The sequence below is a fragment of the Streptomyces sp. NPDC092369 genome, assembly GCF_044755245.1.
Taxonomy (GTDB): domain Bacteria; phylum Actinomycetota; class Actinomycetes; order Streptomycetales; family Streptomycetaceae; genus Streptomyces.
In genome coordinates, this window is the sequence record NZ_JBIVQP010000002.1 from 1,386,714 (window position 1) to 1,408,215 (window position 21,502).

19 protein-coding genes and 1 tRNA gene are annotated in these 21,502 nt (G+C 69.6%); 10 read left to right on the top strand and 10 right to left on the bottom strand.

The features are described 5' to 3' along the window. The first annotated feature begins 23 nt into the window (after positions 1 to 23). Positions 24 to 911: a DUF4429 domain-containing protein gene (locus ACIQI8_RS15855; protein WP_402349761.1), complete on the top strand. Its 888-nt coding sequence runs from the start codon at positions 24 to 26 to the stop codon at positions 909 to 911. Positions 912 to 993: 82 nt separating this feature from the next. On the opposite strand, the gene ACIQI8_RS15860 is transcribed toward ACIQI8_RS15855, so the two are convergent. Continuing rightward, a complete protein-coding gene (locus tag ACIQI8_RS15860; RefSeq protein ID WP_402350492.1) occupies positions 994 to 2,559 on the bottom strand; it encodes a purple acid phosphatase family protein in 1,566 nt (521 codons plus the stop codon). Between the two features lie 186 nt (positions 2,560 to 2,745). Here ACIQI8_RS15860 and ACIQI8_RS15865 point away from each other — a divergent pair, with 186 nt between their 5' ends. Together ACIQI8_RS15865 and glmS are read left to right on the top strand one after the other, a co-directional pair. Continuing rightward, a complete protein-coding gene (locus ACIQI8_RS15865; protein ID WP_124000174.1) occupies positions 2,746 to 3,003 on the top strand; it encodes a hypothetical protein in 258 nt (85 codons plus the stop codon). 34 nt (positions 3,004 to 3,037) lie between these two features. Continuing rightward, complete coding sequence (gene glmS, locus ACIQI8_RS15870) at positions 3,038 to 4,855, top strand: glutamine--fructose-6-phosphate transaminase (isomerizing) (protein WP_402349764.1); 1,818 nt, start codon at positions 3,038 to 3,040, stop codon at positions 4,853 to 4,855. Positions 4,856 to 4,915: 60 nt separating this feature from the next. Here the strand turns inward: glmS and ACIQI8_RS15875 are convergent, their stop codons facing one another. Then, positions 4,916 to 5,479 (bottom strand): GPR1/FUN34/YaaH family transporter, encoded by a 564-nt coding sequence (locus ACIQI8_RS15875; protein WP_402349767.1) that lies wholly within the window; start codon positions 5,477 to 5,479, stop codon positions 4,916 to 4,918. A 120-nt stretch (positions 5,480 to 5,599) separates the two neighbouring features. Then, positions 5,600 to 6,127: a universal stress protein gene (locus tag ACIQI8_RS15880; RefSeq protein ID WP_402349769.1), complete on the bottom strand. Its 528-nt coding sequence runs from the start codon at positions 6,125 to 6,127 to the stop codon at positions 5,600 to 5,602. Between the two features lie 311 nt (positions 6,128 to 6,438). On the opposite strand from ACIQI8_RS15880, the gene ACIQI8_RS15885 reads away from it, so the two are divergent. The 5 genes from ACIQI8_RS15885 to ACIQI8_RS15905 all read left to right on the top strand — a co-directional run bounded on the left by ACIQI8_RS15885 (position 6,439) and on the right by ACIQI8_RS15905 (position 9,978). Then, positions 6,439 to 6,759 carry a hypothetical protein gene (locus ACIQI8_RS15885; protein ID WP_402349772.1) on the top strand — a complete coding sequence of 107 codons (321 nt, stop codon included), beginning with the start codon at positions 6,439 to 6,441 and terminating at the stop codon, positions 6,757 to 6,759. A gap of 378 nt (positions 6,760 to 7,137) precedes the next feature. Further along, positions 7,138 to 8,343 (top strand): helix-turn-helix domain-containing protein, encoded by a 1,206-nt coding sequence (locus tag ACIQI8_RS15890; RefSeq protein WP_402349775.1) that lies wholly within the window; start codon positions 7,138 to 7,140, stop codon positions 8,341 to 8,343. Positions 8,344 to 8,636: 293 nt separating this feature from the next. Then, positions 8,637 to 9,239, top strand: a complete 603-nt coding sequence (orn, locus tag ACIQI8_RS15895; RefSeq protein WP_402349778.1) for an oligoribonuclease — start codon at positions 8,637 to 8,639, stop codon at positions 9,237 to 9,239. 82 nt (positions 9,240 to 9,321) lie between these two features. After that, positions 9,322 to 9,397: transfer RNA gene (locus ACIQI8_RS15900), tRNA-His, on the top strand. A 77-nt stretch (positions 9,398 to 9,474) separates the two neighbouring features. After that, the gene (locus ACIQI8_RS15905; protein WP_402349781.1) at positions 9,475 to 9,978 is read left to right on the top strand and encodes a GNAT family N-acetyltransferase; all 504 of its coding nucleotides are present in this window, start codon (positions 9,475 to 9,477) and stop codon (positions 9,976 to 9,978) included. Between the two features lie 29 nt (positions 9,979 to 10,007). On the opposite strand, the gene ACIQI8_RS15910 is transcribed toward ACIQI8_RS15905, so the two are convergent. The 6 genes from ACIQI8_RS15910 to ACIQI8_RS15935 form a co-directional block, all read right to left on the bottom strand. Further along, on the bottom strand, positions 10,008 to 10,457 hold the full coding sequence (locus ACIQI8_RS15910; RefSeq protein ID WP_402349784.1) for a DUF6228 family protein: 450 nt from the start codon (positions 10,455 to 10,457) through the stop codon (positions 10,008 to 10,010). Positions 10,458 to 10,553: 96 nt separating this feature from the next. Beyond that, positions 10,554 to 11,609, bottom strand: a complete 1,056-nt coding sequence (locus tag ACIQI8_RS15915) for a LacI family DNA-binding transcriptional regulator (RefSeq protein WP_402349787.1) — start codon at positions 11,607 to 11,609, stop codon at positions 10,554 to 10,556. Positions 11,610 to 11,720: 111 nt separating this feature from the next. After that, positions 11,721 to 13,193 (bottom strand): GH1 family beta-glucosidase, encoded by a 1,473-nt coding sequence (locus ACIQI8_RS15920; RefSeq protein WP_402349790.1) that lies wholly within the window; start codon positions 13,191 to 13,193, stop codon positions 11,721 to 11,723. 168 nt (positions 13,194 to 13,361) lie between these two features. Then, positions 13,362 to 14,279 (bottom strand): carbohydrate ABC transporter permease, encoded by a 918-nt coding sequence (locus ACIQI8_RS15925; protein ID WP_402349793.1) that lies wholly within the window; start codon positions 14,277 to 14,279, stop codon positions 13,362 to 13,364. A 14-nt stretch (positions 14,280 to 14,293) separates the two neighbouring features. Next, positions 14,294 to 15,286, bottom strand: a complete 993-nt coding sequence (locus ACIQI8_RS15930) for a carbohydrate ABC transporter permease (protein ID WP_402349796.1) — start codon at positions 15,284 to 15,286, stop codon at positions 14,294 to 14,296. A gap of 276 nt (positions 15,287 to 15,562) precedes the next feature. Further along, entirely contained in the window at positions 15,563 to 16,882 is a 1,320-nt protein-coding gene (locus ACIQI8_RS15935; protein WP_402349799.1) for an ABC transporter substrate-binding protein, read from the bottom strand. A 492-nt stretch (positions 16,883 to 17,374) separates the two neighbouring features. Between ACIQI8_RS15935 and ACIQI8_RS15940 the strand changes: the two genes are divergently transcribed. Together ACIQI8_RS15940 and ACIQI8_RS15945 are read left to right on the top strand one after the other, a co-directional pair. Further along, positions 17,375 to 18,418 (top strand): LacI family DNA-binding transcriptional regulator, encoded by a 1,044-nt coding sequence (locus tag ACIQI8_RS15940; protein WP_402349802.1) that lies wholly within the window; start codon positions 17,375 to 17,377, stop codon positions 18,416 to 18,418. A gap of 111 nt (positions 18,419 to 18,529) precedes the next feature. Continuing rightward, positions 18,530 to 19,954: a GH1 family beta-glucosidase gene (locus tag ACIQI8_RS15945; protein ID WP_402349805.1), complete on the top strand. Its 1,425-nt coding sequence runs from the start codon at positions 18,530 to 18,532 to the stop codon at positions 19,952 to 19,954. Between the two features lie 33 nt (positions 19,955 to 19,987). Here the strand turns inward: ACIQI8_RS15945 and ACIQI8_RS15950 are convergent, their stop codons facing one another. Beyond that, positions 19,988 to 21,460 (bottom strand): cellulose binding domain-containing protein, encoded by a 1,473-nt coding sequence (locus ACIQI8_RS15950; protein ID WP_402349806.1) that lies wholly within the window; start codon positions 21,458 to 21,460, stop codon positions 19,988 to 19,990. Positions 21,461 to 21,502: the final 42 nt, after the last annotated feature.

The window sequence follows — 21,502 nt, forward strand, 5'->3', positions numbered from 1 at the left end:
AGATCCGGTGAAACAATCCCTCCATGGCGGAAATCCTCCAGAAGGACGGCACCTGGGCGTTCGACGGCGACGCCCTGCGACTGACTCCCGGACGGGACAAGAACGTCAGCCTGCTGCGCAGGACCCTGGGCGAACTCATCGTCCCGCTGGGCGCGTTGGCGGGCGTGTCCTTCGAACAGGGTCGCAAGTCGGGCAGGCTCAGACTGCGGCTGCGCGACGGCGCCGACCCGCTGCTGCACGCCACCGGGGGCCGGCTGGCCGAGCCGAACGACCCGTACCAACTGGTGGTGGAGTCCGACCGGTACGGCGTCGCCGAGTACTTCGTGGACGAGGTGCGCAACGCGCTGCTGCTGGACGAGGTGCCGGCCGATCCGGTGGACGGCTATCTGCTGCCCGGCCCGGCGGTGCCTGTGTCGGTCTCCGCCGGGGACGGCACGGCGAGCTTCGACGGGGAGCGCGTGCGACTGGAGTGGAACTGGAAGACCGAGGACGCCAAGGCCGCCGCCGGGGTGCGCAGCCTCGCCGTCGCCGACATCATCGGCGTCGAGTGGCAGCCCGCGGTGGGTCTGGAGAACGGGCATCTGCGCTTCACCGTGCGGCACGCGCCGACCAAGGCGCCGCCGAAGTACGACCCCAACTCGGTGGAGCTGTGGGGCTTCAAGAAGGATCCGCTGATGGCCCTGGTCGCGGCGGCCGTCCAGGCCCGCCTCCCGCATCCGGCCGCGGCCCCCGCGGACGTCCCGCCGCAGGACGCCTCGCCCCGCCAACTCGCGCCCGCCGCCGACCCGGTCGAGGACGGTCACGACGCGTTGCTGCGCCGGCTGCGGGAGTTGGGCGAGCTGCGAAGCTCGGGCGTGCTGACCGACGAGGAGTTCACCTTGGCCAAACAGGCGATCCTCAAGCGCATGTAGCGCGCGAGGACCGCCTGTCGGTCACTCCTGGACTGCTTGCCGTCTCACCGGTACGCCCCGCCTTCCGGGCGCCCGGCGGTGGTCACTTGGCCTTGCGGGCGATCGTGAAGTGGTCGACGCGGGCGCCGGTCTCGGCGATGCCCGACACCTTCAGCTTGGCCAGGTGGCCGCGCGCGGCGGGCTCCACGTCCACGCGCAGGAACGAGTAGTTGAGGTAGCGCACCCGGGACCAGGCGACGGTCTCGTTGACCTTGCCGGACTTGGTGTTGACGAAGGCGGCGACGGACTCGACGTCCTTGACGTGACCTTCGTAGGAGTCCGGGGCGCTGAACGCGTACAGGCTGCGGCCGGCCGCGCCCGCGGTGACGTACACGACACCCTCGGTCTCGGGGTACGCGGTCTCGCCGATCGGCAGCTTCTTGACGACCTTGTCGCCCTTGATGACGTCGGTGCGCTCGTACTGGTGGTTGTGGCCGTTGATGACCAGGTCCACCGTGTACTTCTCGAACAGCGGCACCCACTCCTGGCGCACTCCCCCCTCCGAGGAGTGCGCGGTGGAGGTGCAGTACGCGCAGTGGTGGAAGAACACGACGATGAAGTCGATGTCCTTCGCGGCGCGGTATTTCTTCAGCTGCTTCTCGAACCACTTGGTCTGCGTGCCGCCCGAGATGCCGAGGTTGGCCGGGATCTCGAAGGAGATGTCGTTGGCGTCGAGCGAGATGATCGCCGTGTTGCCGTAGGTGAAGCTGTAGACGCTCGGCAGGTTCTTGGGGTCGGGGCCGTTGTCCGGCAGGTTCCAGCGGGCCTCTTCGCCGCCGTAGCCGTTGGGCGAGTACCAGGCCTCCATGTCGTGGTTGCCGTAGGCGGGCATCCACGGCACCGACTTGGCGACCGACTCGGTCTGGGCGAGGAACTGGTCCCACACCCGCGAGTCGAAGCCGGTGTCGGAGGTCACGCCGCCGCCGGACGGGTCGGCGTAGCAGATGTCGCCGGCGTGCAGGTGGAAGGCCGGGTTCTGGCCGAGCAGCAGGCTGTTGTTGGCCAGGCCGTGGTAGCCGACGCCCTCGTCGCCGAAGGCGGTGAAGGTGAACGACTTCTTGCGGTCGGGCGCGGTGGTGAAGGTGCCCAGGGTGCCCAGCAGGTGCGGCTCGGCCGGGTCGAGGCCCTGGTGGCCGACGCCGTAGTAGTAGGTCCTGCCGGGGCGCAGGTGGGTCAGCTTGGCGTGCACGTAGTACTGGGTGTGGTCGGCGCTGGCGCCCACGCCGGCCGGCGTGTAGAGCGAGCGGACCTCGGCCTCGATCTTGCGGGAGAGGTCCCAGGGGTGGGCGCCGATGCGGATGAAGGGCTTCTTCACCGGGAGCGGCACCTGCCACGAGACGGTCATCTCGGTGCCGGCGTCGGCGCCGAAGGCGAGGTGACGGCCGAAGGGGGAGACGAGCGAGCCGTCGACCGTCTCGGTCACGGGGGCGGTGCGCTGGGTGGGAACCGCGGCCTGCGCGACCGCACCCGGCACGAACGCGCCACCGACGACGGCGCCGATCGTCACGGCGCCGCCTCTCATCACGTTGCGCCGGGAGAATGTGGCGCGCAGGTACTCGTGCTGCTCGGCCATGCTCATGCGCTCGGCCAGCTGCTCGGGTACGCCCATACGAGGAATGTCCATGGCGTCTGAAACTCGTCCCCTCAGACAACGAGGCGCAAGACGCGGAATGGACAGGCCGCGAACAGAGGTCCATGAGAGTTTCAACGTTCTCCCAAAGCTTGCCAACAGGCCGTTGCCCGATATCGGGCAGGATTCTTGCGAAACGCTCTCCGGTACCCCAGGATCGACCGGGTGCACGACGAACTCGTTGATCATCTGACGCGCTCCTCACCCCTGAGCCGGGGCGAGGCGCTGCGGGTGATCCAGGAGGTGCTCGCCTACTTCGACGAGACGACCACGGAGTACGTCCGTCGCCGCCACCGCGAGCTGCAGGCCCAGGGCCTGGTGAACGCGGAGATCTTCGACCGGATCGAGGCGGATCTGAAATACCGGGCGGTCGCGCCGCCGGAGCTCACGCTCAGGCAGCTGCGCCGCATCGTCTACGGCTGAGCCGCAGCCGACAGGACCAGAGGAACACGTATATATGTGCGGAATCGTCGGATACATCGGCAGGCGTGACGTGGCCCCGCTGCTGCTGGAGGGCCTGCAGCGCCTTGAGTACCGCGGCTACGACTCGGCGGGCATCGCCGTCACCTCGCCCAAGACGGCAGGCCTGAAGACGGTCAAGGCCAAGGGCCGGGTGCGCGACCTGGAGGCCAAGGTCCCGGCCCGCTTCAAGGGCACCACCGGCATCGCCCACACCCGCTGGGCAACCCACGGCGCCCCCTCCGACGTGAACGCCCACCCGCACCTGGACGCCGAGAGCAAGGTCGCCGTCGTCCACAACGGCATCATCGACAACGCCTCCGACCTGCGCCGCAAGCTGGAGGCGGACGGCGTGGTGTTCCTCTCCGAGACCGACACCGAGGTCCTGGTCCACCTCATCGCTCGCGCCCAGGCCGAGACCCTGGAGGAGAAGGTCCGCGAGACCCTCCGGGTGATCGAGGGCACGTACGGCATCGCCGTCCTGCACGCCGACTTCCCCGACCGCATCGTGGTGGCGCGAAACGGCTCCCCGGTCGTCCTCGGCATCGGCGAGAAGGAGATGTTCGTCGCCTCGGACATCGCCGCCCTGGTCGCCCACACGCGGCAGATAGTGACGCTGGACGACGGCGAGATGGCCACCCTCAAGGCCGACGACTTCCGCACGTACACCACCGAGGGCACCCGTACGACGTCCGAGCCGACCACCGTGGAGTGGGAGGCGGCCTCCTACGACATGGGCGGCCACGACACGTACATGCACAAGGAGATCCACGAGCAGGCCGAGGCCGTCGACCGCGTCCTGCGCGGCCGCATCGACGACCGCTTCTCCACCGTGCACCTCGGCGGCCTGAACCTGGACGCCCGCGAGGCCCGGCAGATCCGCCGCGTGAAGATCCTCGGCTGCGGCACCTCGTACCACGCGGGCCTGATCGGCGCCCAGATGATCGAGGAGCTGGCCCGCATCCCCGCGGACGCCGAGCCGGCCTCCGAGTTCCGCTACCGCAACGCGGTCGTCGACCCCGACACCCTGTACGTCGCCGTCTCCCAGTCCGGCGAGACCTACGACGTCCTCGCCGCCGTCCAGGAGCTCAAGCGCAAGGGCGCGCGGGTCTTCGGCGTCGTGAACGTCGTCGGCTCGGCGATCGCCCGCGAGGCGGACGCCGGCATCTACGTCCACGCGGGACCCGAGGTCTGCGTGGTCTCCACGAAGTGCTTCACCAACACCACGGTCGCCTTCGCGCTGCTCGCCCTGCACCTGGGCCGCACCCGCGACCTCTCGGTCCGCGACGGCAAGCGGATCATCGAGGGCCTGCGCAAGCTGCCCGCCCAGATCACCGAGATCCTGGCGCAGGAGGAGGAGGTCAAGAAGCTGGCCGAGCAGTACGCCGACGCCCGCTCGATGCTCTTCATCGGCCGCGTCCGGGGCTACCCGGTGGCCCGTGAGGCCTCGCTGAAGCTCAAGGAGGTCTCCTACATCCACGCCGAGGCCTACCCCGCCTCGGAGTTGAAGCACGGCCCCCTCGCGCTGATCGAGCCCGCGCTCCCGACGGTCGCGATCGTCCCCGACGACGATCTCCTGGAGAAGAACCGCGCCGCCCTGGAGGAGATCAAGGCCCGCAGCGGCCGCATCCTGGCGGTCGCCCACCAGCCGCAGGCAAAGGCCGACGAGACGATCGTGGTCCCCAGGAACGAGCCCGAACTCGACCCGATCCTCCTGGGCATCCCCCTCCAACTCCTCGCTTACCACACGGCGTTGGCGCTGGGCCGGGACATCGACAAGCCGAGGAACCTCGCCAAGTCGGTGACGGTGGAGTAGTCCCGGCAGAACGAACCCCCACGTGTGCCTCCTGCACGTGGGGGTTCTTTCCGCTGCTGATCAGCCGGTGGCCGTCACACCCCGGCCGGCAGCCCGCCGCGGAAGCACGGTCGGCCAGTGGGCCAACGCGGCCGTCGCCGAATACCAGGCAACGGCTCCCGCAGCGACACCGAACCACCCACCGACCTTGCTCAGACCGTCACTTCCGGCGAACTGGGCGATGGCGAGCAGCACCAGGGAGACGAAGAACAACCCGTAGGTACCCTGCGTCAGTTGATCCCCACCCGCGAGGGTCACGGACAGGGCGACCAGAGCGAACAGGACCAGGAACAACCCGGCCGCGTTGTCCGAGACGGAGTCACCGGCCGTGACGGCCCAGGTGAACCAGAGCGCGCCGAAGGCCGCGAAGGCCGTACCGGTCAGGGCGTCGCCGTCGCGGAAGGCGAACAGTCCGGCGACGAAGAGGGCAACTCCGCCCACGTAGTGGGCCAGTGATACGGCGTCAGCCGCCGACACCCCGTCGATCACGTCGGCATAGCCCAGGCCGAACGCCAACAGGGTGATTCCCAGGGCCAGTCGGCCGACGATCGAGGTGGTGCTTCCCGCAGAGACGTCATTGTCCACGGCGGGCTCCCTTCATGCATGTGCGTTTGTGCGGTGTGACCGATATATGCCCTTCACAAGGACACAAACACCTCTGCACAGCAGGGAATTCAGAGCCGACCGACGAGTTGGACCTACGAGTTACGGGATGACGACGACGGGCCGCTGCGCCCGCTTGGCGAGCCGCCCCGCCACGGAGCCGAAGATGCGCCCGACGATGCCGTGGGTCGAGCCGACGACGATCGCGTCCGCCTCGTACTCCCGCCCCACCTCTTCGAGTTCGTGGCAGATGTCGCCGCCGCGCTCGACCAGGATCCAGGGCACTTCCGCCAAGTACTCGGCGCACGCCAGCTCCAGACCGAGCACCTCGGTGCGGTGGTCCGGCACATCGACGAAGACCGGTGGCTCGCAGCCGGCCCACACCGTGGTGGGCAGCCGGTTGGCGACGTGGACGATGATCAGGCCCGAGCCGGAGCGGTGGGCCATGCCGATGGCGTACGCCAGGGCGCGCTCACTGGAGGTGGAGCCGTCGAAGCCGACGACGACACCGTGCTTGAAGGCTGGATCGCAGGAATGGCGTGGTTCTTCCGCCGCCAGGGGCTCGGCCGACGTGGGGTCGGCGACTGGCCGCTTGCGGTCCGCGGGTTCGAAGTATTCGTGACCGGCCATGGCTGTCTCGGCGTTTTGATCCTTTTTGGGAGGGACGACAGAGTGCGGCGGAGCTGTGTCCGGGAATTATCTTCCCAACCCCATACCCCCAAGGGTACGGCGGCACGCCTCCTTAGCGCAGATCCCGCCCCCCGTGCGTGGGGGTTCCAGGGAGCATGCACGAGGGGGCGCCCGTAACGCAATGGTTGCTGCGCTGTACAGGCGGTTTGCACAGGATTCACTTACCGTGCGGCCGGTAAGAGGGGGGCGTACAGTGACCGACCGCTCGAACAGGCGTTGAACCCCGTGAGCCGCCGCCCCAGGGAGCACGCATGTCCGGACCGCACGTCACCCCCGAGACCACCCCGCCCCAGGACTCCGTGACCGACGTCGTCCGCTGGGCCGCCTTCAGCTGTGTCCTGGTCCCCGTGGTTCTCCTCTGGTACGGCGGCTCGCTCGCCGGCGCCGCAGGTACGGCCCTCGGCCTGGCCGCCGTCACCGCGGTGTGCCGGCTGCTGCTGCGGCAGTCCGAGCGCGGTGCCGCACAGCTGCGGGCCGAGGAGCGGACACCGTCCCGCGGCCACCGGCACCGGGGCGGCACGAGCGCTCGCAGGGGTGGGCGGCACACTGGGGGAAGTACACCGGTCGGCTGACCGGTTTCCGTGCACACCCACAGCGCTTTTCAGCCAACTTCCGGCCAGGGCGCGATCCTTACCCTCAGTACCCCCCAACCCCCGTTCCACCTGCACGGAAAGGGTCCCGGAGACCCTGCGCACCCTACGTGGATTGGCCACTGCGACAAGGCGCACTTCCCTGCACGGCCCACGAGTGCAACGCTTCGTGATCGAATGCTTCACGCCAAGTTGCCATGTCGACAATGTGCCGGTTCCCGAACTGGGTCACTCCGGCACCACGCGACACAGTAGATTCGATCTTGACGTCTTACGGCGGGGGACTCGTGCAGGACCGAGGGGAAACGTGCAGGAGCGACACAACCGAGGAGCCGCGACCACCGAGGGGGGCTTAGCAGTATGAGCCACGACTCCACTGCCGCGCCGGAAGCCGCGGCCCGGAAGCTTTCCGGGCGACGCCGCAAGGAGATCGTCGCGGTGCTGCTGTTCAGCGGCGGCCCCATCTTCGAGAGTTCCATACCGCTGTCGGTGTTCGGGATTGACCGCCAGGACGCCGGCGTGCCGCGCTACCGACTGTTGGTGTGCGGCGGCGAAGAAGGCCCACTGCGGACCACAGGGGGCCTGGAACTCACCGCGCCACATGGCCTGGAAGCGATCTCACGTGCGGGCACGGTCGTCGTACCGGCCTGGCGCTCGATCACTTCACCACCGCCCGAGGACGCGCTCGACGCACTGCGCCGGGCCCATGAGGAAGGCGCCCGCATCGTCGGACTGTGCACCGGCGCCTTCGTCCTCGCCGCGGCGGGCCTGCTGGACGGCCGCCCCGCGACCACACACTGGATGTACGCACCGACGCTGGCCAAGCGCTATCCGTCGGTGCACGTGGATCCGAGAGAACTGTTCGTGGACGACGGCGACGTACTGACGTCCGCCGGTACGGCCGCGGGCATCGACCTCTGTCTCCACATCGTGCGGACCGACCACGGCAACGAGGCGGCCGGTGCGCTGGCCCGTCGGCTGGTCGTCCCGCCGCGCCGGACGGGAGGTCAGGAGCGATACCTGGACCGCTCTTTACCAGAGGAGATCGGCGCCGACCCGCTGGCCGAGGTCGTCGCCTGGGCGCTGGAGCACCTCCACGAGCAGTTCGACGTGGAGACGCTGGCGGCACGCGCGTACATGAGTCGTCGTACGTTCGACCGCCGCTTCCGCTCGCTGACGGGATCGGCCCCGCTCCAGTGGCTGATCACCCAGCGGGTCCTGCAGGCCCAGCGCCTGCTGGAGACGTCGGACTACTCGGTGGACGAGGTGGCGGGCCGCTGCGGCTTCCGCTCCCCCGTCGCCCTGCGCGGGCACTTCCGCCGCCAGCTCGGTTCGTCGCCGGCGGCGTACCGTGCCGCGTACCGCGCCCGTCGCCCGCAGAGCGAGCGCCCGACCGATCCCGAAGGCACGCCGGGCCCCACCAGCCCGTCCATCCCTTCGGGTCCGCTCACCGCGCTCCCTCCCGAGGGCCCGGTCCCGATGCAGACCCGCCGCACGGCAGCCAGCGCGATCGGCGCGGCGTCGTCCTTGTCGGCGAGCGTGCCGGGCCCACGCACGGGTAGCTGACGTCACACCTCGAACGCCGGGTCGGCTGTCTCAGACAGCCGACCCGGCGTTCGAGGTCGTTTCGAGGGTCGAGGGGGCGGTGGCTTGTCGAGGAGGCACGGTTGCCTGTGAGGCACGGTTCCTTGTCGAGGAGGCCGCCACTTCTCGACGCCGGTCCAGGCAATTTCAGCCCGTCCGGCGTTTGAGGACGAGGCCGTCCAGGCCGAAAGCGGGGGTCTGGGGGCGGCAGCCCCCAGGGACGTCCACCACGACGCGGGGCACCTAAAAGCGGACGTCACCTTTAGGGTGGTCGCATGAACGATCGCATGGTGTGGATCGACTGCGAGATGACCGGCCTCTCGTTGTCCGACGACGCGCTCATCGAGGTGGCCGCCCTGGTCACCGACTCCGAGCTGAACGTGCTCGGCGAGGGCGTGGACATCGTCATCCGTCCGCCGGCCGAGGCCCTCGAGACGATGCCGGACGTGGTGCGCCAGATGCACACCGCATCCGGGCTGCTCGACGAACTCGACGGCGGTACGACGCTGACCGACGCCGAGGAGCAGGTTCTCGCCTACATCCGGGAACACGTCAAGGAGCCCGGCAAGGCCCCGCTGTGCGGCAACTCGGTCGGCACCGACCGCGGTTTCCTGCTGCGTGACATGCCGACGCTGGAGGAGTACCTCCACTACCGCATCGTCGACGTGTCCAGCGTCAAGGAACTGGCCCGGCGCTGGTACCCGAGGGCGTACTTCAACAGCCCGGAGAAGAACGGCAACCACCGCGCCCTCGCCGACATCCGCGAGTCCATCGCGGAGCTGCGCTACTACCGCGAGGCGATCTTCGTACCGCAGCCGGGCCCCGACTCGGACACGGCCCGGACGATCGCCGCGAAGCACGTGCTGCCCGCGCGGTAAAAGCCGTGCGCGAGCACCCCTGCGGACCCTGTACACTTTTTCTCGGCCGGTCGGAAAATCACTGATGGAACGACCGGGCGTGGTGGGTGTAGCTCAGCTGGTAGAGCACCTGGTTGTGGTCCAGGAAGTCGCGGGTTCAAGTCCCGTCACTCACCCCAGACAATCGGCCGGTGGCCCCGTTGATTCGGGACCACCGGCCGCTTCGTTTTCCAGCGGACATCGAAGTGGACGTCTCATGGACCTGAACCCCACCACTATCCACACCCCCCGCCTCGATCTCCTCCCCCTCCGCGTCGACCACGCCGCCGAGATGGCCGAAGTCCTCTCCGACCCGGCCCTGCACACCTACATCGGCGGCGCCCCCGCCTCCCCCGAAGCCCTGCGCACCCGCTACGAACGCCTGGCCTCCGGCTCCCCCGACCCGTCCGTGACCTGGCTCAACTGGGTCCTCCACCACCGCGCCGACGCCCACCTCCTCGGCACGGTCCAGGCCACGGTCACCGGCCGGACGGCAGAGATCGCCTGGATCACCGGCACCCCCTGGCAGGGCAAGGGCTACGCCTCGGAGGCAGTACGCGCCCTGATCACCTGGCTCACCGAACACTCCGTCCGTACGATCACCGCCCACATCCACCCCGCCCACCGCGCCTCGGAGTCAGTGGCCCGAGCAGCCGGCCTCCAACCGACCCACGAGAAACAGGACGGGGAGCGGCGCTGGCGGCTGACGCTGCCCGACTGAGGTCACCCGGTGGACGCCAGATGTCACCGTCATTCCCCGGCGAGGAAATGCCGGATGTCGGCTGCCAGGCAGGCCAGTTGCTCGCCGGACTCCACCCATGTGGTGACCGACGAACTCCAGCCGCCGGCGGCCCGCGGCCATGGCCGCAGGGTCCAGGTCAGGCCGACGTACCCGCCGGACCGGAAGACGGCTGACACCATCAGGTCGCGGTCGTCGGTCCGTCGGCTCCGTTCACCGTCCCACCCCCGGAAGTCGGCGGCGAGGTCTTCCAGGAACGGGACGAGATCGCCGTCCCCCACCCAGGCGACGATCTCGTCGACCCGAGCGGTCAGCCCCGGGGCGCGCAGCTCGACGGCATAGTGCACCGCGCCCGCGTCCACGCCGATCCGGTCGCAGAACGTCACGCCGACGGAGGCGTTGTCCTGGCAGCGAATGGTCACGCCGGCCCTGTCGTCGGTGTCGTCGTCCGGGGAGGTCACGGGCTGAGGCTAGGCCGACACCACATGCGCCGTCACGTCGATTCGTCGCTGGTGGAGTGCCCGCCCGCTGAAGCAAAAGCAATCCCCCGGCGACGATCAGGACGACGCCCGCGTCACCAACTCCGTTGCCAGGACCACCTGTCGGCGCTCCAATCCCCGCGAAACCGCCGGACGGCGATCCGCGATCTCTTCGAGGAGGAGGTCGATCATGCGGCGGCCCATTTCCTCGATGGGCTGGCGGACGCTGGTGAGGGGCGGGTCCATGTGGCGGGCTATGGCCGAGTCGTCGTAGCCGACGAGGGCCACGTCGTCGGGGATGCGGCGGCCCTCCTCGCGCAGCACCTGGCGGGCGCCGGCCGCCATGACGTCCGAGCCGGCGAAGACCGCGTCCAGGTCGGGGCGGCGGGAGAGGAGGGTCTTCATCGCTCTGCGGCCGCCCTCCTCGGTGAAGTCCCCCGGCTCGATGAGCTGTTCGTCCGCCGGGTGGCCCGCGTCGCGCAGGGCGTCGCGGTAGCCGTCGACGCGGCGCTGGGCACCGTACACGTCGAGGCGGCCCGTGATGTGGGCGATCGTGTGGTGGCCGCGGGAGAGCAGGTGCTCCACGGCCGAGCGGCCGCCGCCGTAGTTGTCCGAGTCCACCGAGGTGAGCGTCTCCGCGGCCGAGCGGGGGCCGCTGATCACCGCCGGGATCTCCAACTGGGAGAGGAGGTCGGGCAGCGGGTCGTCCGCGTGGACCGAGACCAGGAGGACGCCGTCGACGCGATGTGCGGCCAAGTACTGGGCCAGGCGCCGCCGTTCACGGGCGCTGCCCGCGAAGATCAGCAGCAGCTGCATCTCCGTCTCCGACAGCTCGGCGCCGACGCCCTTGAGCATGTCCGAGAAGTACGGTTCCGCGAAGAAGCGGGTCTCCGGCTCGGGAACGACGAGGGCGATGGCGTCCGTGCGGTTCGCGGCCAGGGCGCGGGCGGCCGTGTTCGGGACGTAGCCCAGTTCCGCCACGGCCGCCTCGACGGCCGCCCGCGTCGCGTCGCTCACCCGCGGCGAGCTGTTGATCACCCGGGAGACCGTGCCGCGGCCCACGCCGGCACGGGCGGCGACCTCCTCCAGGGTCGGCCGCCGACCGCCCCGGTTCCGCCCACCGCTGACCGTCATGGTCGCCGCCTTCCGTTCGCAGCTTTCAGGCCAGGAATGTAACAGCCGGGCCCGGCCGCCTTACCTCCATCATCCTCCGTCGACCGGGGCTGTCGCCCGCCGAGCCGGGCCTCACCCGTGTTCACCGACTTCCCCGGCTTCACCGGCCGACGGCAGCGCGTTCCCCCGGATCACGTCGGTGTACCAGTGGGCGCTCGCCTTGGGAATGCGGCGCTGGGTGGAGTAGTCGACGTACACCGCGCCGAACCGCTTCGAATAGCCGTAGGACCATTCGAAGTTGTCGAGGAGAGACCACAGGAAGTAGCCGCGCACGTCCGCTCCGTCGGTGATGGCCCGGCGGACGGCGTCGAGGTGGGAGTGCAGATAGGCGATCCGCTGCGGGTCGTTCACCCGGCCCTCGGGGGAGACGTAGTCGTCGAACGCGGCGCCGTTCTCGGTGACCATCAGCGGCAGCGTCGGGTGCGAGGCGGCGAGGCCGGTCAGCAGGGTGTGCAGGCCGCTGGGGTCGATGGCCCAGTTCATCGCGGTGAGCTGGTCGTTGGCCAGGTGGAAGTTCACGCCCTCCGAACCGGTCCACGGGGAGTGGTCGCTGGCGCCATGGCCGTCGTTCTTCGTGGTGCCGGAACCGTCGCCGGCCGAGACGACGGTCGGGGCGTAGTAGTTGACGCCGAGCACGTCGATGGGCCGGGAGATCTCGGCCAGGTCGCCGTCCCGCACCAGCTCCGCCCAGTCGACGAGGTGCGCGGTGTCGGCGAGCAGGTCCTCGGGGTAGGCGCCGTCGAGCACGGGGCCGGTGAAGACCCTGTTGCCGACCGCGTCGATACGGCGAGCGGCCTCCGCGTCCTCGGCGCTGTCGGTGAGGGGGCGCACCTGGTGCAGGTTGAGGGTGATGGAGGTCTGCGCGGAGGCCGGCAGGACCTCGCGCAGCGCCCCGATCGCCTGGCCGTGCCCCAGGTTGAGGTGGTGAGCGGCGCGCAGGGTGGCCGCCGGGTCGGTGCGGCCGGGGGCGTGCACACCGGAGCCGTAGCCCAGAAAGGCGCTGCACCAGGGCTCGTTGAGGGTGGTCCACAGACCGACGCGGTCTCCCAGGGCCCGGCCCATGATCTCGGCGTACTCCGCGAAGCGATGCGCGGTGTCGCGCTGCGGCCAGCCGCCCGCGTCCTCCAACTCCTGTGGCAGGTCCCAGTGGTAAAGGGTGGCGACGGGGGTGATGCCGGCTGCCAGGAGTTCGTCGGTGAGCCGGCGGTAGAAGTCGAGACCGCGCTCCACGGCGGGTCCGCGGCCGGTGGGCTGAACGCGGGACCAGGAGATGGAGAACCGGTACGCCTTCAGACCGAGGTCTTTCATCAGCGCCACGTCGTCGCGGTACCGGTGGTAGTGGTCGGCGGCGATGTCACCGGTGTCGCCGTTGCGCACCTTCCCGGGCGTGTGACTGAAGGTGTCCCAGATGGAGGGGGTACGGCCGCCCTCGGCGGCGGCGCCCTCCACCTGGTAGGCGGCGGTGGCGGCACCCCAGACGAAGCCCGGCGGGAAGGAGGTGGCGGAGGCCGATTCGGCCTTGGTCTCATGTCGTACGGCGGTCATGGTGTGAGCGCTCCCAAAGTGGCGTGAGTAACGGCCGGACGGTGCTCCGGCGACGAGGGGAAGCGGACGGGGCACGACGGCGGGCGCCCGGCCGGGTACGGCCCGCGCTGAGCGGGCCGTACGGAAGGGTGAACAAGGCCTGTCCGACCGGGAGTTCGGCGGTCGACGTCAGCCCTTGACGGCGCCCGCCATGATGCCTCCGATGATCTGCTTGCCGAAGATCACGAACACCAGCAGCAGCGGCAGGGTGCTGATCAGCGCTCCGGCCATGACGATGCTCTGGTCGGGGGTGTAGGAGGCGCTGAGCTGGCCGAGCGCGACCTGGATGGTGGGGTTGTCCTGGTTGAGGGCGAGAAAGGGCCAGAAGAAGTCGTTCCACGCCTGCACGAAGGTGAGCATTCCGAGCACCATCATCGCGGGCCTGGCCGCGGGCAGGACCACGTTCCAGACGACGCGGATGTTGCTCGCCCCGTCCACCTTGGCCGCCTCGATGAGTTCGTAGGGCAGCGCCTCAAGCAGGTACTGGCGCATGAAGAAGACACCGAAGGCACCGACGAGGGTCGGGAAGATCACCGACTCCAGCTTTCCGCCCCAGCCGATGTCCGCCATCATCATGAACAGGGGTACGACGCTGAGTTGGGGCGGGATCGTCAGGGTCGCGATGACCGCGGTCATCAGGGCCCCACGGCCACGGAAGCGCATCTTGGCGAAGGCGTAACCGGCGAGGGTGCAGAAGAACAGGGTGGCCGCGGTGATGCAGCCCGCCACGATCACGGTGTTGACGATCGCCTTCCCCAAGTGGGCCTGTTCCCAGGCCGCTTGGAGGTTGTTCCACAGCCGGCCGCCCGGCACGAGCGGCGGCGGACTGTCGAGGACCCGCTGCTGGTCGTGCGAGGCGGCCACCAGCGTCCAGTACAGCGGGAAGACCGAGCCCAGACCGACGATGATCAGGGCGATGTAGGTGAACGGACCGCCCTTGAGCTGCTGGCCGGCGCCGATCTTGAAGCGTGGGGCTTTGCCCGGGGTGACGGGAAGCGGTGCCGGGCCGAGGTCCGGCGCGGTCTGGGTGGGACTGGTCGTGGTCATCGATATCGCTCCCGTCAGGCCGCGCTGCTACGCACGAACCGGCCGACGATCCAGTTGATCAAGGCAATGAGCAGCAGCAGCACGAGCATGGCCCAGGCCACGGCCGCGGCCGGCCCCAAGTGCCCCAGCTTCCAGCCGTAGTTGAAGAGATAGATGCTGAGCGTCTCGTACTGGTGCTCGCTGCCTCCGGTGGAGCCGAGCGTGCCGCCCTGCAGCAGCAGCGGCTCACCGAACAGCTGCATGGAACCGATGGTCGAGATGACGATGGTGAACAGGATCGTCGGCCGCAGCGAGGGGATGGTCACCTTGCGGAACTGCTGCCAGCGCGTCGCTCCGTCGATCGAGGCCGCTTCGTACAGGTCCGTGGGCACGGCCTGCATGGCCGCCAGATAGATCAGGGTGTTGTAGCCGGTCCACCGCCAGATCACGATGGCCGAGATGGCGAACTTGGACGTCCACTCCCCGTTGCCCCAGTCGGTGTTGCCGATACCGACGAAGTGCAGGACCCAGTTGAGCAGCCCTCCGTCGGCCCGGAAGACCAGGGCGAAGACGAGGGCGGCGGTCGCCACCGAGGTGGCGTACGGGGTGAGGATCACCGTGCGCCAGAAGGTGCTGGCGCGCAGTTTGTAGTTGAGCAGGTGGGCCAGGCCCAGGGCCATGAGGAGCTGGGGGACGGTCGAGATGACACCGATCACGAAGGTGTTGGTGACGGCCGTCCAGAACTCGGAGTCCTGGAGGATCGTGGCGAAGTTGTGCCAGCCGACCCACTCGGACTGGTCCAGGCTCGTCATCTCCACCCGGTGCAGGGCTATCCAGCCCGTGTACAGCATCGGGTAGAGGCCGAAGGCACCGAAGATGAGGAAGAAGGGGGCGATGTACGCGTACGGCGACGCCTTGTCGTCGAAGCGCCACAGACGCGTGCGCCACGCGCTGGGTTCCTTCGACACGGCGCCGGCCCCGCCGGGCGGCGGGGTGGGGGCACCCCGTGTGGGGGTTGTGGTTGCCACGGAGGGAGTCCTTCCCTGGATCTCGGCCGGGTACGGGCAGGAGGCGGCGCGGGGCCGGGCACCCGGCCAGGGGCACGTCGTCGCACTCGGGTCGCCGGTCCGGCGGACGCGGTGCCGCGGCGTCCGGTGAGTGTGCCCGAACACCGCGGAAACGACCGGTACGTGACGACCGGAGCCGGTGCGGACGGCCCCGCGCCTACGGCAGGAGCCGCCGCACGGCCCCACGCACGTAGCGCGGTGCGGGCGCCCGCCGGGCCGCCCGCACCGCGGCTTGGGTCAGCCGATCACCTTGTCGATCGAGTCGGTCGCGGCCTTCCACGCCTTGTCGGGCTTGGTGCCCCGCTGCTCCATGTTGTTGATCTGCGTGGAGATCGTGTCCTTGATCGTGCCGTCCTTCGCGCCGAGCACGGCCTCGGGGATGGCCTTCGCCTCCTCGGCGTAGATCTGACCGATCGGGGCGTTGTTGAAGTACGGCAGCGTCGCGTTCTTCACGCTGTCGAGTTCGTAGGCGCCCTTGTTCGACGGGAAGACACCGATCGCCTTGAAGACGGCGGCCTGCTGCTCGGGAGCGGTCAGCCACTTGACCAGCTCGGTGGCTTCCTTGACGTGCTTGCCGCTCTTGGGCACGGCCAGGAAGGAACCGCCCCAGTTGGCCGCGCTGGTACCGGGTGCACGCGCGATGTCCCACTTGCCCTTGTAGGCGTCACCGGAGTTGATGGAGATCTGGCCGGCCATCCAGGCGGGGCACGCCACGGTGGCGATCGTGCCCTTGCGCAGCGCGGCATTCCAGGCGTCGCCGAACTGGGGGAGACCCTGGGTCAGCTTCTTGGACGCGGCTTCCGCGGCGAGGTTCCAGCCCTGCTGCACGGACGAACTGTCCTTGTAGATCGCCTTGCCGGAAGCGTCGTAGTACTGCTCCGCGGAGGAACCCACGACCGCGTTGTACATGGCGCTCGCGGAGTCCATGAAGTACGTGCCCTTGGGGGCTTTCTGCTTGAACTTCTCGCCGAGCTTGAGGTAGTCCTCCCAGCCGCCCGCGACGGCCTTGGCGACGGAGTCACGGTCGCTCGCCAGGCCCGCCGCCTTGAAGAGGTCCGAGCGGTAGCACAGGGACATCGGGCCGATGTCGGTACCGGCGCCGATGACCGAACCGTCCGCCGCGGTGGCCTGCTTCTCCTTCCAGGAGACCCAGTCGTTCACGTCGATCGACTTGCTGAGGTCGGCGAACTTGCCCGCCTGGGTGTCGACGACCTCCTTGATGCGGCCGACCTCGATGCCCTGGACGTCCGAGAGACCACTGCTCGTGTTCAGCTGCTGAAGCAGCTTCGGGTAGTAGTCCTGCTCGTTGGCGGTGGTGTCTTCCTTCACCGTGATGGTGGGGTGCAGCTTGTGGTACTGAGCGAACAGGCCGGCTTCCTTGTAACCGAACTGCCCGAAGTCGGCCACCGTGAGAGTGATGTTCCCGTTCGAGTCCTTGGCGTCCGAGGAGCTGTCGCTACTGCAGCCGGTCAGCAACAGGGCGGAGGCCGTCAGGACCGTCGTGGTCAGGGCCGCTGCTCTGCGGCCGTGGCCGCCGCCGGTACGGGTGATGCGCATTCCACTACTCCTTGTTCCAGTGGGGAACGGGATCTCAGGAATCGGACCGCCGAGGCTCGACGATCCGGACCTGCCCTCTCGTTTCGAGCAGCGGCCAGCCCACAGCACTGGACGTGCGGTGAAAAGGTGCTGGTCAACGGTGTGCCATGCGAGATAGAGGGACGGGCCGTTGGCGGTTCGATCCACACGGGAGGAAGCCCCCGAGGTTCCGTGGGACCGCTCCCACGCGGCATGCCGGAAGACTCCTTCGTGCCGGGCCGGGTGTCAAGACTTGAAAACGGCGTTGTTGCGCAAGCGTGTTCCGGACGTCACGTGAATGTGTCGCTCCAGCAGGCGTCAACGGCCGGACACGGCCCGGCCTCACGCAGGATTCACGCAGGTCACTCAAGGGTCCGCCGGGGGGCCGGGGAGCCTTGGCCGTCCGTCCGGGCCCTCGCCCGAATTTCTGGGCCAGAATGAGGCGAGCCCCGACCGATCGCCGGAAGGTGAACAATGAGCCCTGCCGAGCAGCCGCCTCCGCGCGCGGAGGTCCGGCGCCCGACCCTCAACGCCGTGGCCGCCCTCGCCGGCGTCGGCCGCGGCACGGTCTCCCGGGTCATCAACGGTTCCCCCAAGGTGAGCGCCCCCACCCGCGCGGCCGTGGAGCAGGCGATCGCCGAACTCGGCTACATCCCCCACCCGGCGGCCCGCTCCCTGGCCAGCCGCCGCACCGACTCGGTCGCCGTGGTCGTTCCCGAGGGCGAGGCCCGGCTCTTCTCCGAGCCCTACTTCTCGGAGATCATCCGCGGGGTGTCGGCCGAACTGGCGGTCGCCAAGATGCAGTTGCTGCTGGTCCTGGTGCCGGACGAGAAGGAGTACGCGCGGCTGGCCACCTACCTGTCCGCACATCGGGTGGACGGCGTCCTGATGCTCTCGGTCCACGGCGGCGACACGCTCCCCGACCGCCTTCACGAACTCGCCGTACCGACCGTGCTCGCCGGCCGGCGCGGCCCCGGCGAGTCGCTCGGGCACGTCCGCGCGGACAACAGCGGCGGCGCCAGGAGCGCGGTCGAGCATCTGCAGGCCAGGGGGCGCCGGACGATTGCCACCATCACGGGCCCGCTGGACATGGAGGCCGCCCAGGCCCGACTCGACGGCTACCGCGAGGCGTTGGAGCACGTGGGCATGGCCGTCGACGAGGACCTGATCGCGTACGGCGACTTCCGGGAGGAGGGCGGACGCGCGGCCATGCGGGAACTGCTGCGCCGACGGCCCGGCCTCGACGCGGTCTTCGCCGCGTCCGACGTGATGGCGTCGGGCGCCGTGCTGGAACTGCGCGCGGCGGGCCGGCGGGTGCCTCAGGACGTCGCCGTCGTCGGCTTCGACGACTCGATCGTGGCCCGGCACATCGATCCCCCGCTGACCAGCGTCCGCCAGCCGCTGGAGGAGATGGGCCGGACCATGGCGAGGCTCCTGCTGCACGAGATCGCCCACCGCGGGGACGATCACCGCGGAGTGGTCCTGCCGACGCGGTTGGTGGTGCGGGAGTCCACGTGAGCCAAGTCCCCGACGGAACCGGACGCAGCCGCGGAAGGAGCCGCTGCCCCCTTTACGCATGGGAGCGCTCCCATGCACAATGGGCGCCACCCGACCCATGGGAGCGATTCCATGTCCGACCTGACGACCGTGACCTTTCCTCCCGCCTTCCTCTGGGGCGCGGCGACCTCCGCGTACCAGATCGAGGGGGCGGTGCGGGAGGACGGCCGTACGCCCTCGATCTGGGACACCTTCAGCCATACGCCGGGCCGGACGGCCGGCGGCGAGCACGGTGACATCGCTGTCGACCACTACCACCGCTACCGCGAGGACGTGGCGCTGATGGCCGACCTGGGCCTGAAGGCGTACCGCTTCTCGATCTCCTGGTCGCGGGTGCAGCCGACGGGCCGGGGCCCGGCGGTCCAGGTGGGCCTGGACTTCTACCGGCGGTTGGTCGACGAGCTGCTGGCGCACGACATCAAGCCGGCCGTCACCCTCTACCACTGGGATCTGCCGCAGGAGTTGGAGGACGCGGGCGGCTGGCCGGCGCGCGACACGGTGTTCCGGTTCGCCGAGTACGCGCAGATCGTGGGCGAGGCGCTGGGCGACCGGGTGGAGCAGTGGATCACGCTCAACGAGCCCTGGTGCAGCGCCTTTCTGGGCTACGCCTCCGGCGTGCACGCGCCGGGCCGCACGGACCCGGAGGCCTCGCTGCGCGCCGCGCACCACCTCAACCTGGCGCACGGCCTCGGCACCACGGCCCTGCGCTCGTCGATGCCGTCCCGCAACTCGGTGGCGCTGAGCCTCAACTCGTCGGTGGTCAGGCCCGTTTCGCGGGACCCGGCGGATCTGGCGGCGGCCCGGAAGATCGACGACCTGGCCAACGGCGTCTTCCACGGCCCGATCCTGCACGGCGCGTACCCGCAGACGCTGCTGGCGGCGACCTCGTCGGTGACCGACTGGTCCTACGTCCTGGACGGTGATCTGCGGGCGATCCAGCAGCCGTTGGACGCGCTGGGCCTCAACTACTACACGCCTACGCTGGTTTCGGCGACGGAGTCGCCCCGGACGGGTCCGCGTGCCGACGGCCACGGCGCGAGCGCGCACTCGCCCTGGCCCGGCGCGGACGACGTCACCTTCCTCCAAACCCCGGGCGAGCGTACGGAGATGGGCTGGACGATCGACCCGACCGGCCTGCACGAGCTGATCATGCGCTACACCCGCGAGGCCCCGGACCTGCCGCTCTACATCACCGAGAACGGCGCGGCCTACGACGACAAGCCCGACCCCGACGGCCGCGTCCACGACCCGGAGCGCATCGCGTACCTGCACGGTCACCTCTCGGCGGTCCGGCGCGCCATCGCGGACGGCGCGGATGTCCGGGGCTACTACCTGTGGTCGCTGCTGGACAACTTCGAGTGGGCGTACGGCTACGAGAAGCGGTTTGGGGCGGTGTACGTGGACTACGCGACGCTGGCCCGGACGCCGAAGTCGAGTGCGCGGTGGTACGGGGAGGCGGCTCGGTCGGGGGCGTTGCCCGCTGTGACCGAGGTCTGAGCCGCCTCCCCCTCAAGGGCTGTTCCCCTCAGCTCAGTTGAAGGCCGCGAACGCCTTCGAGAACGCGAACTTGTCCTGAAGGATCGAGCTGCAGGTGGCGTCGGCGGTGGGCTTGGTGCCGCCGGCGCACTGCTGGTCGCGGCCCGCCGACCACATGGAGAGCCAGCCGAGGCCCTTGGACTTGGCGAAGTTCACCAGTTGGGTGGCGTCGTCGACCTTGAAGATCTCGGAGGCCACGTCGTTCACACCGAGCATCGGGGTGACGGCGACGGTCTTCCAGGCGGCGGCGTCCGAGAGGCCGAGCACGCTCTTGACCTGGGCCTGGGTGGCGGTGGCCGCCTGTTCGGCGTAGGTGCCCATGTCGCCGCTGTAGGCGGGACCGTAGTCCATCGCCATGATGTTGACCGTGTTGATCTTCACGCCGTTGGACTTGGCGTTGGACAGGAGGTTCACGCCGTCCTGGGTGAGGCCCTCGGGCATGACCGGGAGGGTGTACGAGACGTCCAGACCCGGGTGCGCGGCCTGGAGCTTGGCTATGGCCTTGGCGCGGTTGGTGTTCGCGGCGGTGTTGGGCAGCGCGCCGCCCTCGACGTCGAAGTCGACCTTGGTGAGCTTGTAGGCGTCCACGACCTTGCCGTACGCCGTCGCCAGCGCGTCCGCCGAGGAGCAGGTCGTGGCCAGTTCGGAGCCGGAGGCGCCGCCGAAGGAGACGCGGACGTCACCGCCCTTGGCGCGCAGGGCGCCGATCTGCGCGGCCACGGCGTCGGTGCCGAGGTCGCTGACCCCGCCCCACTTGGGGGTGCAGCCGCCGCCGTCGGTGATGAAGGCGAGGTTGTAGTTCTTGACGCCGGTCGCCGTCGCGCTCGCGAGGAGGTCGAAGGCCGGGTAGAGGGAGGTGTCGACGTAGGGCGCGAAGCCGGCGCTCGTCGTGGTGCCGGTGCCGGAGGTCGAGGTGGGGGTCGGCGTCGGCGTGGGGGTGGCCGTCTTGGTCGGGGTGGCCGTGGGGGTGGAGGTCGGCGTGGGGGTGGGCTTCGGGGTCGTGGTCTGCGTGGGGCGGCCGGTCGGTTCGGGCGTGGCGGTGCCGTCCGCCGAACACTTGGCGCCGTCGATGAGACACGCGGTCGGGTCCGCGGTGCCGTTGACGACGAAGCCGACGGTGACGGACTCGCCGGCGGTCAGCCCGTCGGTGTCCCACTTCGGGGGCGTCACGGTGACGTGCTGCCCGCTGACGCTCGACTCGGCGTTCCACAGCGAGCTGAGCTTCGCGCCCGAAGGCAGGTCGAACTGCAGCTTCCAGGTCTTCTCGGTGCCGCCGCTGTTGTTGGTGACGACGTACTGCGCGGTGTAACCCGTCGACCAGTCACTGGTCTTCGTGTACGCGGCGCCGATCCCGGCCGCCTGGGCGGTACCCGTGAGCAGGACCGCGCCACCGCCGACCACGGCCGCGGCGACCACTCCGCCGATCACCTTGTTTCTGCCGCTCACCTTGCGCCGGTGCGTGGTCATCGCGTGCCTGCCTTCGTTCTGGGGGTGGGGTGCGGCAGCACG

What these genes read in the sequence shown, in the direction of transcription:
- ACIQI8_RS15935 (WP_402349799.1), bottom strand. Translation starts at nt 16,882, where the DNA reads ATGCGCATCACCCGTACCGGCGGCGGCCACGGCCGCAGAGCAGCGGCC.
- ACIQI8_RS15940 (WP_402349802.1), top strand. Translation starts at nt 17,375, where the DNA reads ATGAGCCCTGCCGAGCAGCCGCCTCCGCGCGCGGAGGTCCGGCGCCCG.
- ACIQI8_RS15925 (WP_402349793.1), bottom strand. Translation starts at nt 14,279, where the DNA reads ATGACCACGACCAGTCCCACCCAGACCGCGCCGGACCTCGGCCCGGCA.
- ACIQI8_RS15855 (WP_402349761.1), top strand. Translation starts at nt 24, where the DNA reads ATGGCGGAAATCCTCCAGAAGGACGGCACCTGGGCGTTCGACGGCGAC.
- ACIQI8_RS15885 (WP_402349772.1), top strand. Translation starts at nt 6,439, where the DNA reads ATGTCCGGACCGCACGTCACCCCCGAGACCACCCCGCCCCAGGACTCC.
- orn (WP_402349778.1), top strand. Translation starts at nt 8,637, where the DNA reads ATGAACGATCGCATGGTGTGGATCGACTGCGAGATGACCGGCCTCTCG.
- ACIQI8_RS15880 (WP_402349769.1), bottom strand. Translation starts at nt 6,127, where the DNA reads ATGGCCGGTCACGAATACTTCGAACCCGCGGACCGCAAGCGGCCAGTC.
- ACIQI8_RS15905 (WP_402349781.1), top strand. Translation starts at nt 9,475, where the DNA reads ATGGACCTGAACCCCACCACTATCCACACCCCCCGCCTCGATCTCCTC.
- ACIQI8_RS15920 (WP_402349790.1), bottom strand. Translation starts at nt 13,193, where the DNA reads ATGACCGCCGTACGACATGAGACCAAGGCCGAATCGGCCTCCGCCACC.
- ACIQI8_RS15915 (WP_402349787.1), bottom strand. Translation starts at nt 11,609, where the DNA reads ATGACGGTCAGCGGTGGGCGGAACCGGGGCGGTCGGCGGCCGACCCTG.
- ACIQI8_RS15890 (WP_402349775.1), top strand. Translation starts at nt 7,138, where the DNA reads ATGAGCCACGACTCCACTGCCGCGCCGGAAGCCGCGGCCCGGAAGCTT.
- ACIQI8_RS15945 (WP_402349805.1), top strand. Translation starts at nt 18,530, where the DNA reads ATGTCCGACCTGACGACCGTGACCTTTCCTCCCGCCTTCCTCTGGGGC.
- ACIQI8_RS15860 (WP_402350492.1), bottom strand. Translation starts at nt 2,559, where the DNA reads ATGGGCGTACCCGAGCAGCTGGCCGAGCGCATGAGCATGGCCGAGCAG.
- glmS (WP_402349764.1), top strand. Translation starts at nt 3,038, where the DNA reads ATGTGCGGAATCGTCGGATACATCGGCAGGCGTGACGTGGCCCCGCTG.
- ACIQI8_RS15950 (WP_402349806.1), bottom strand. Translation starts at nt 21,460, where the DNA reads ATGACCACGCACCGGCGCAAGGTGAGCGGCAGAAACAAGGTGATCGGC.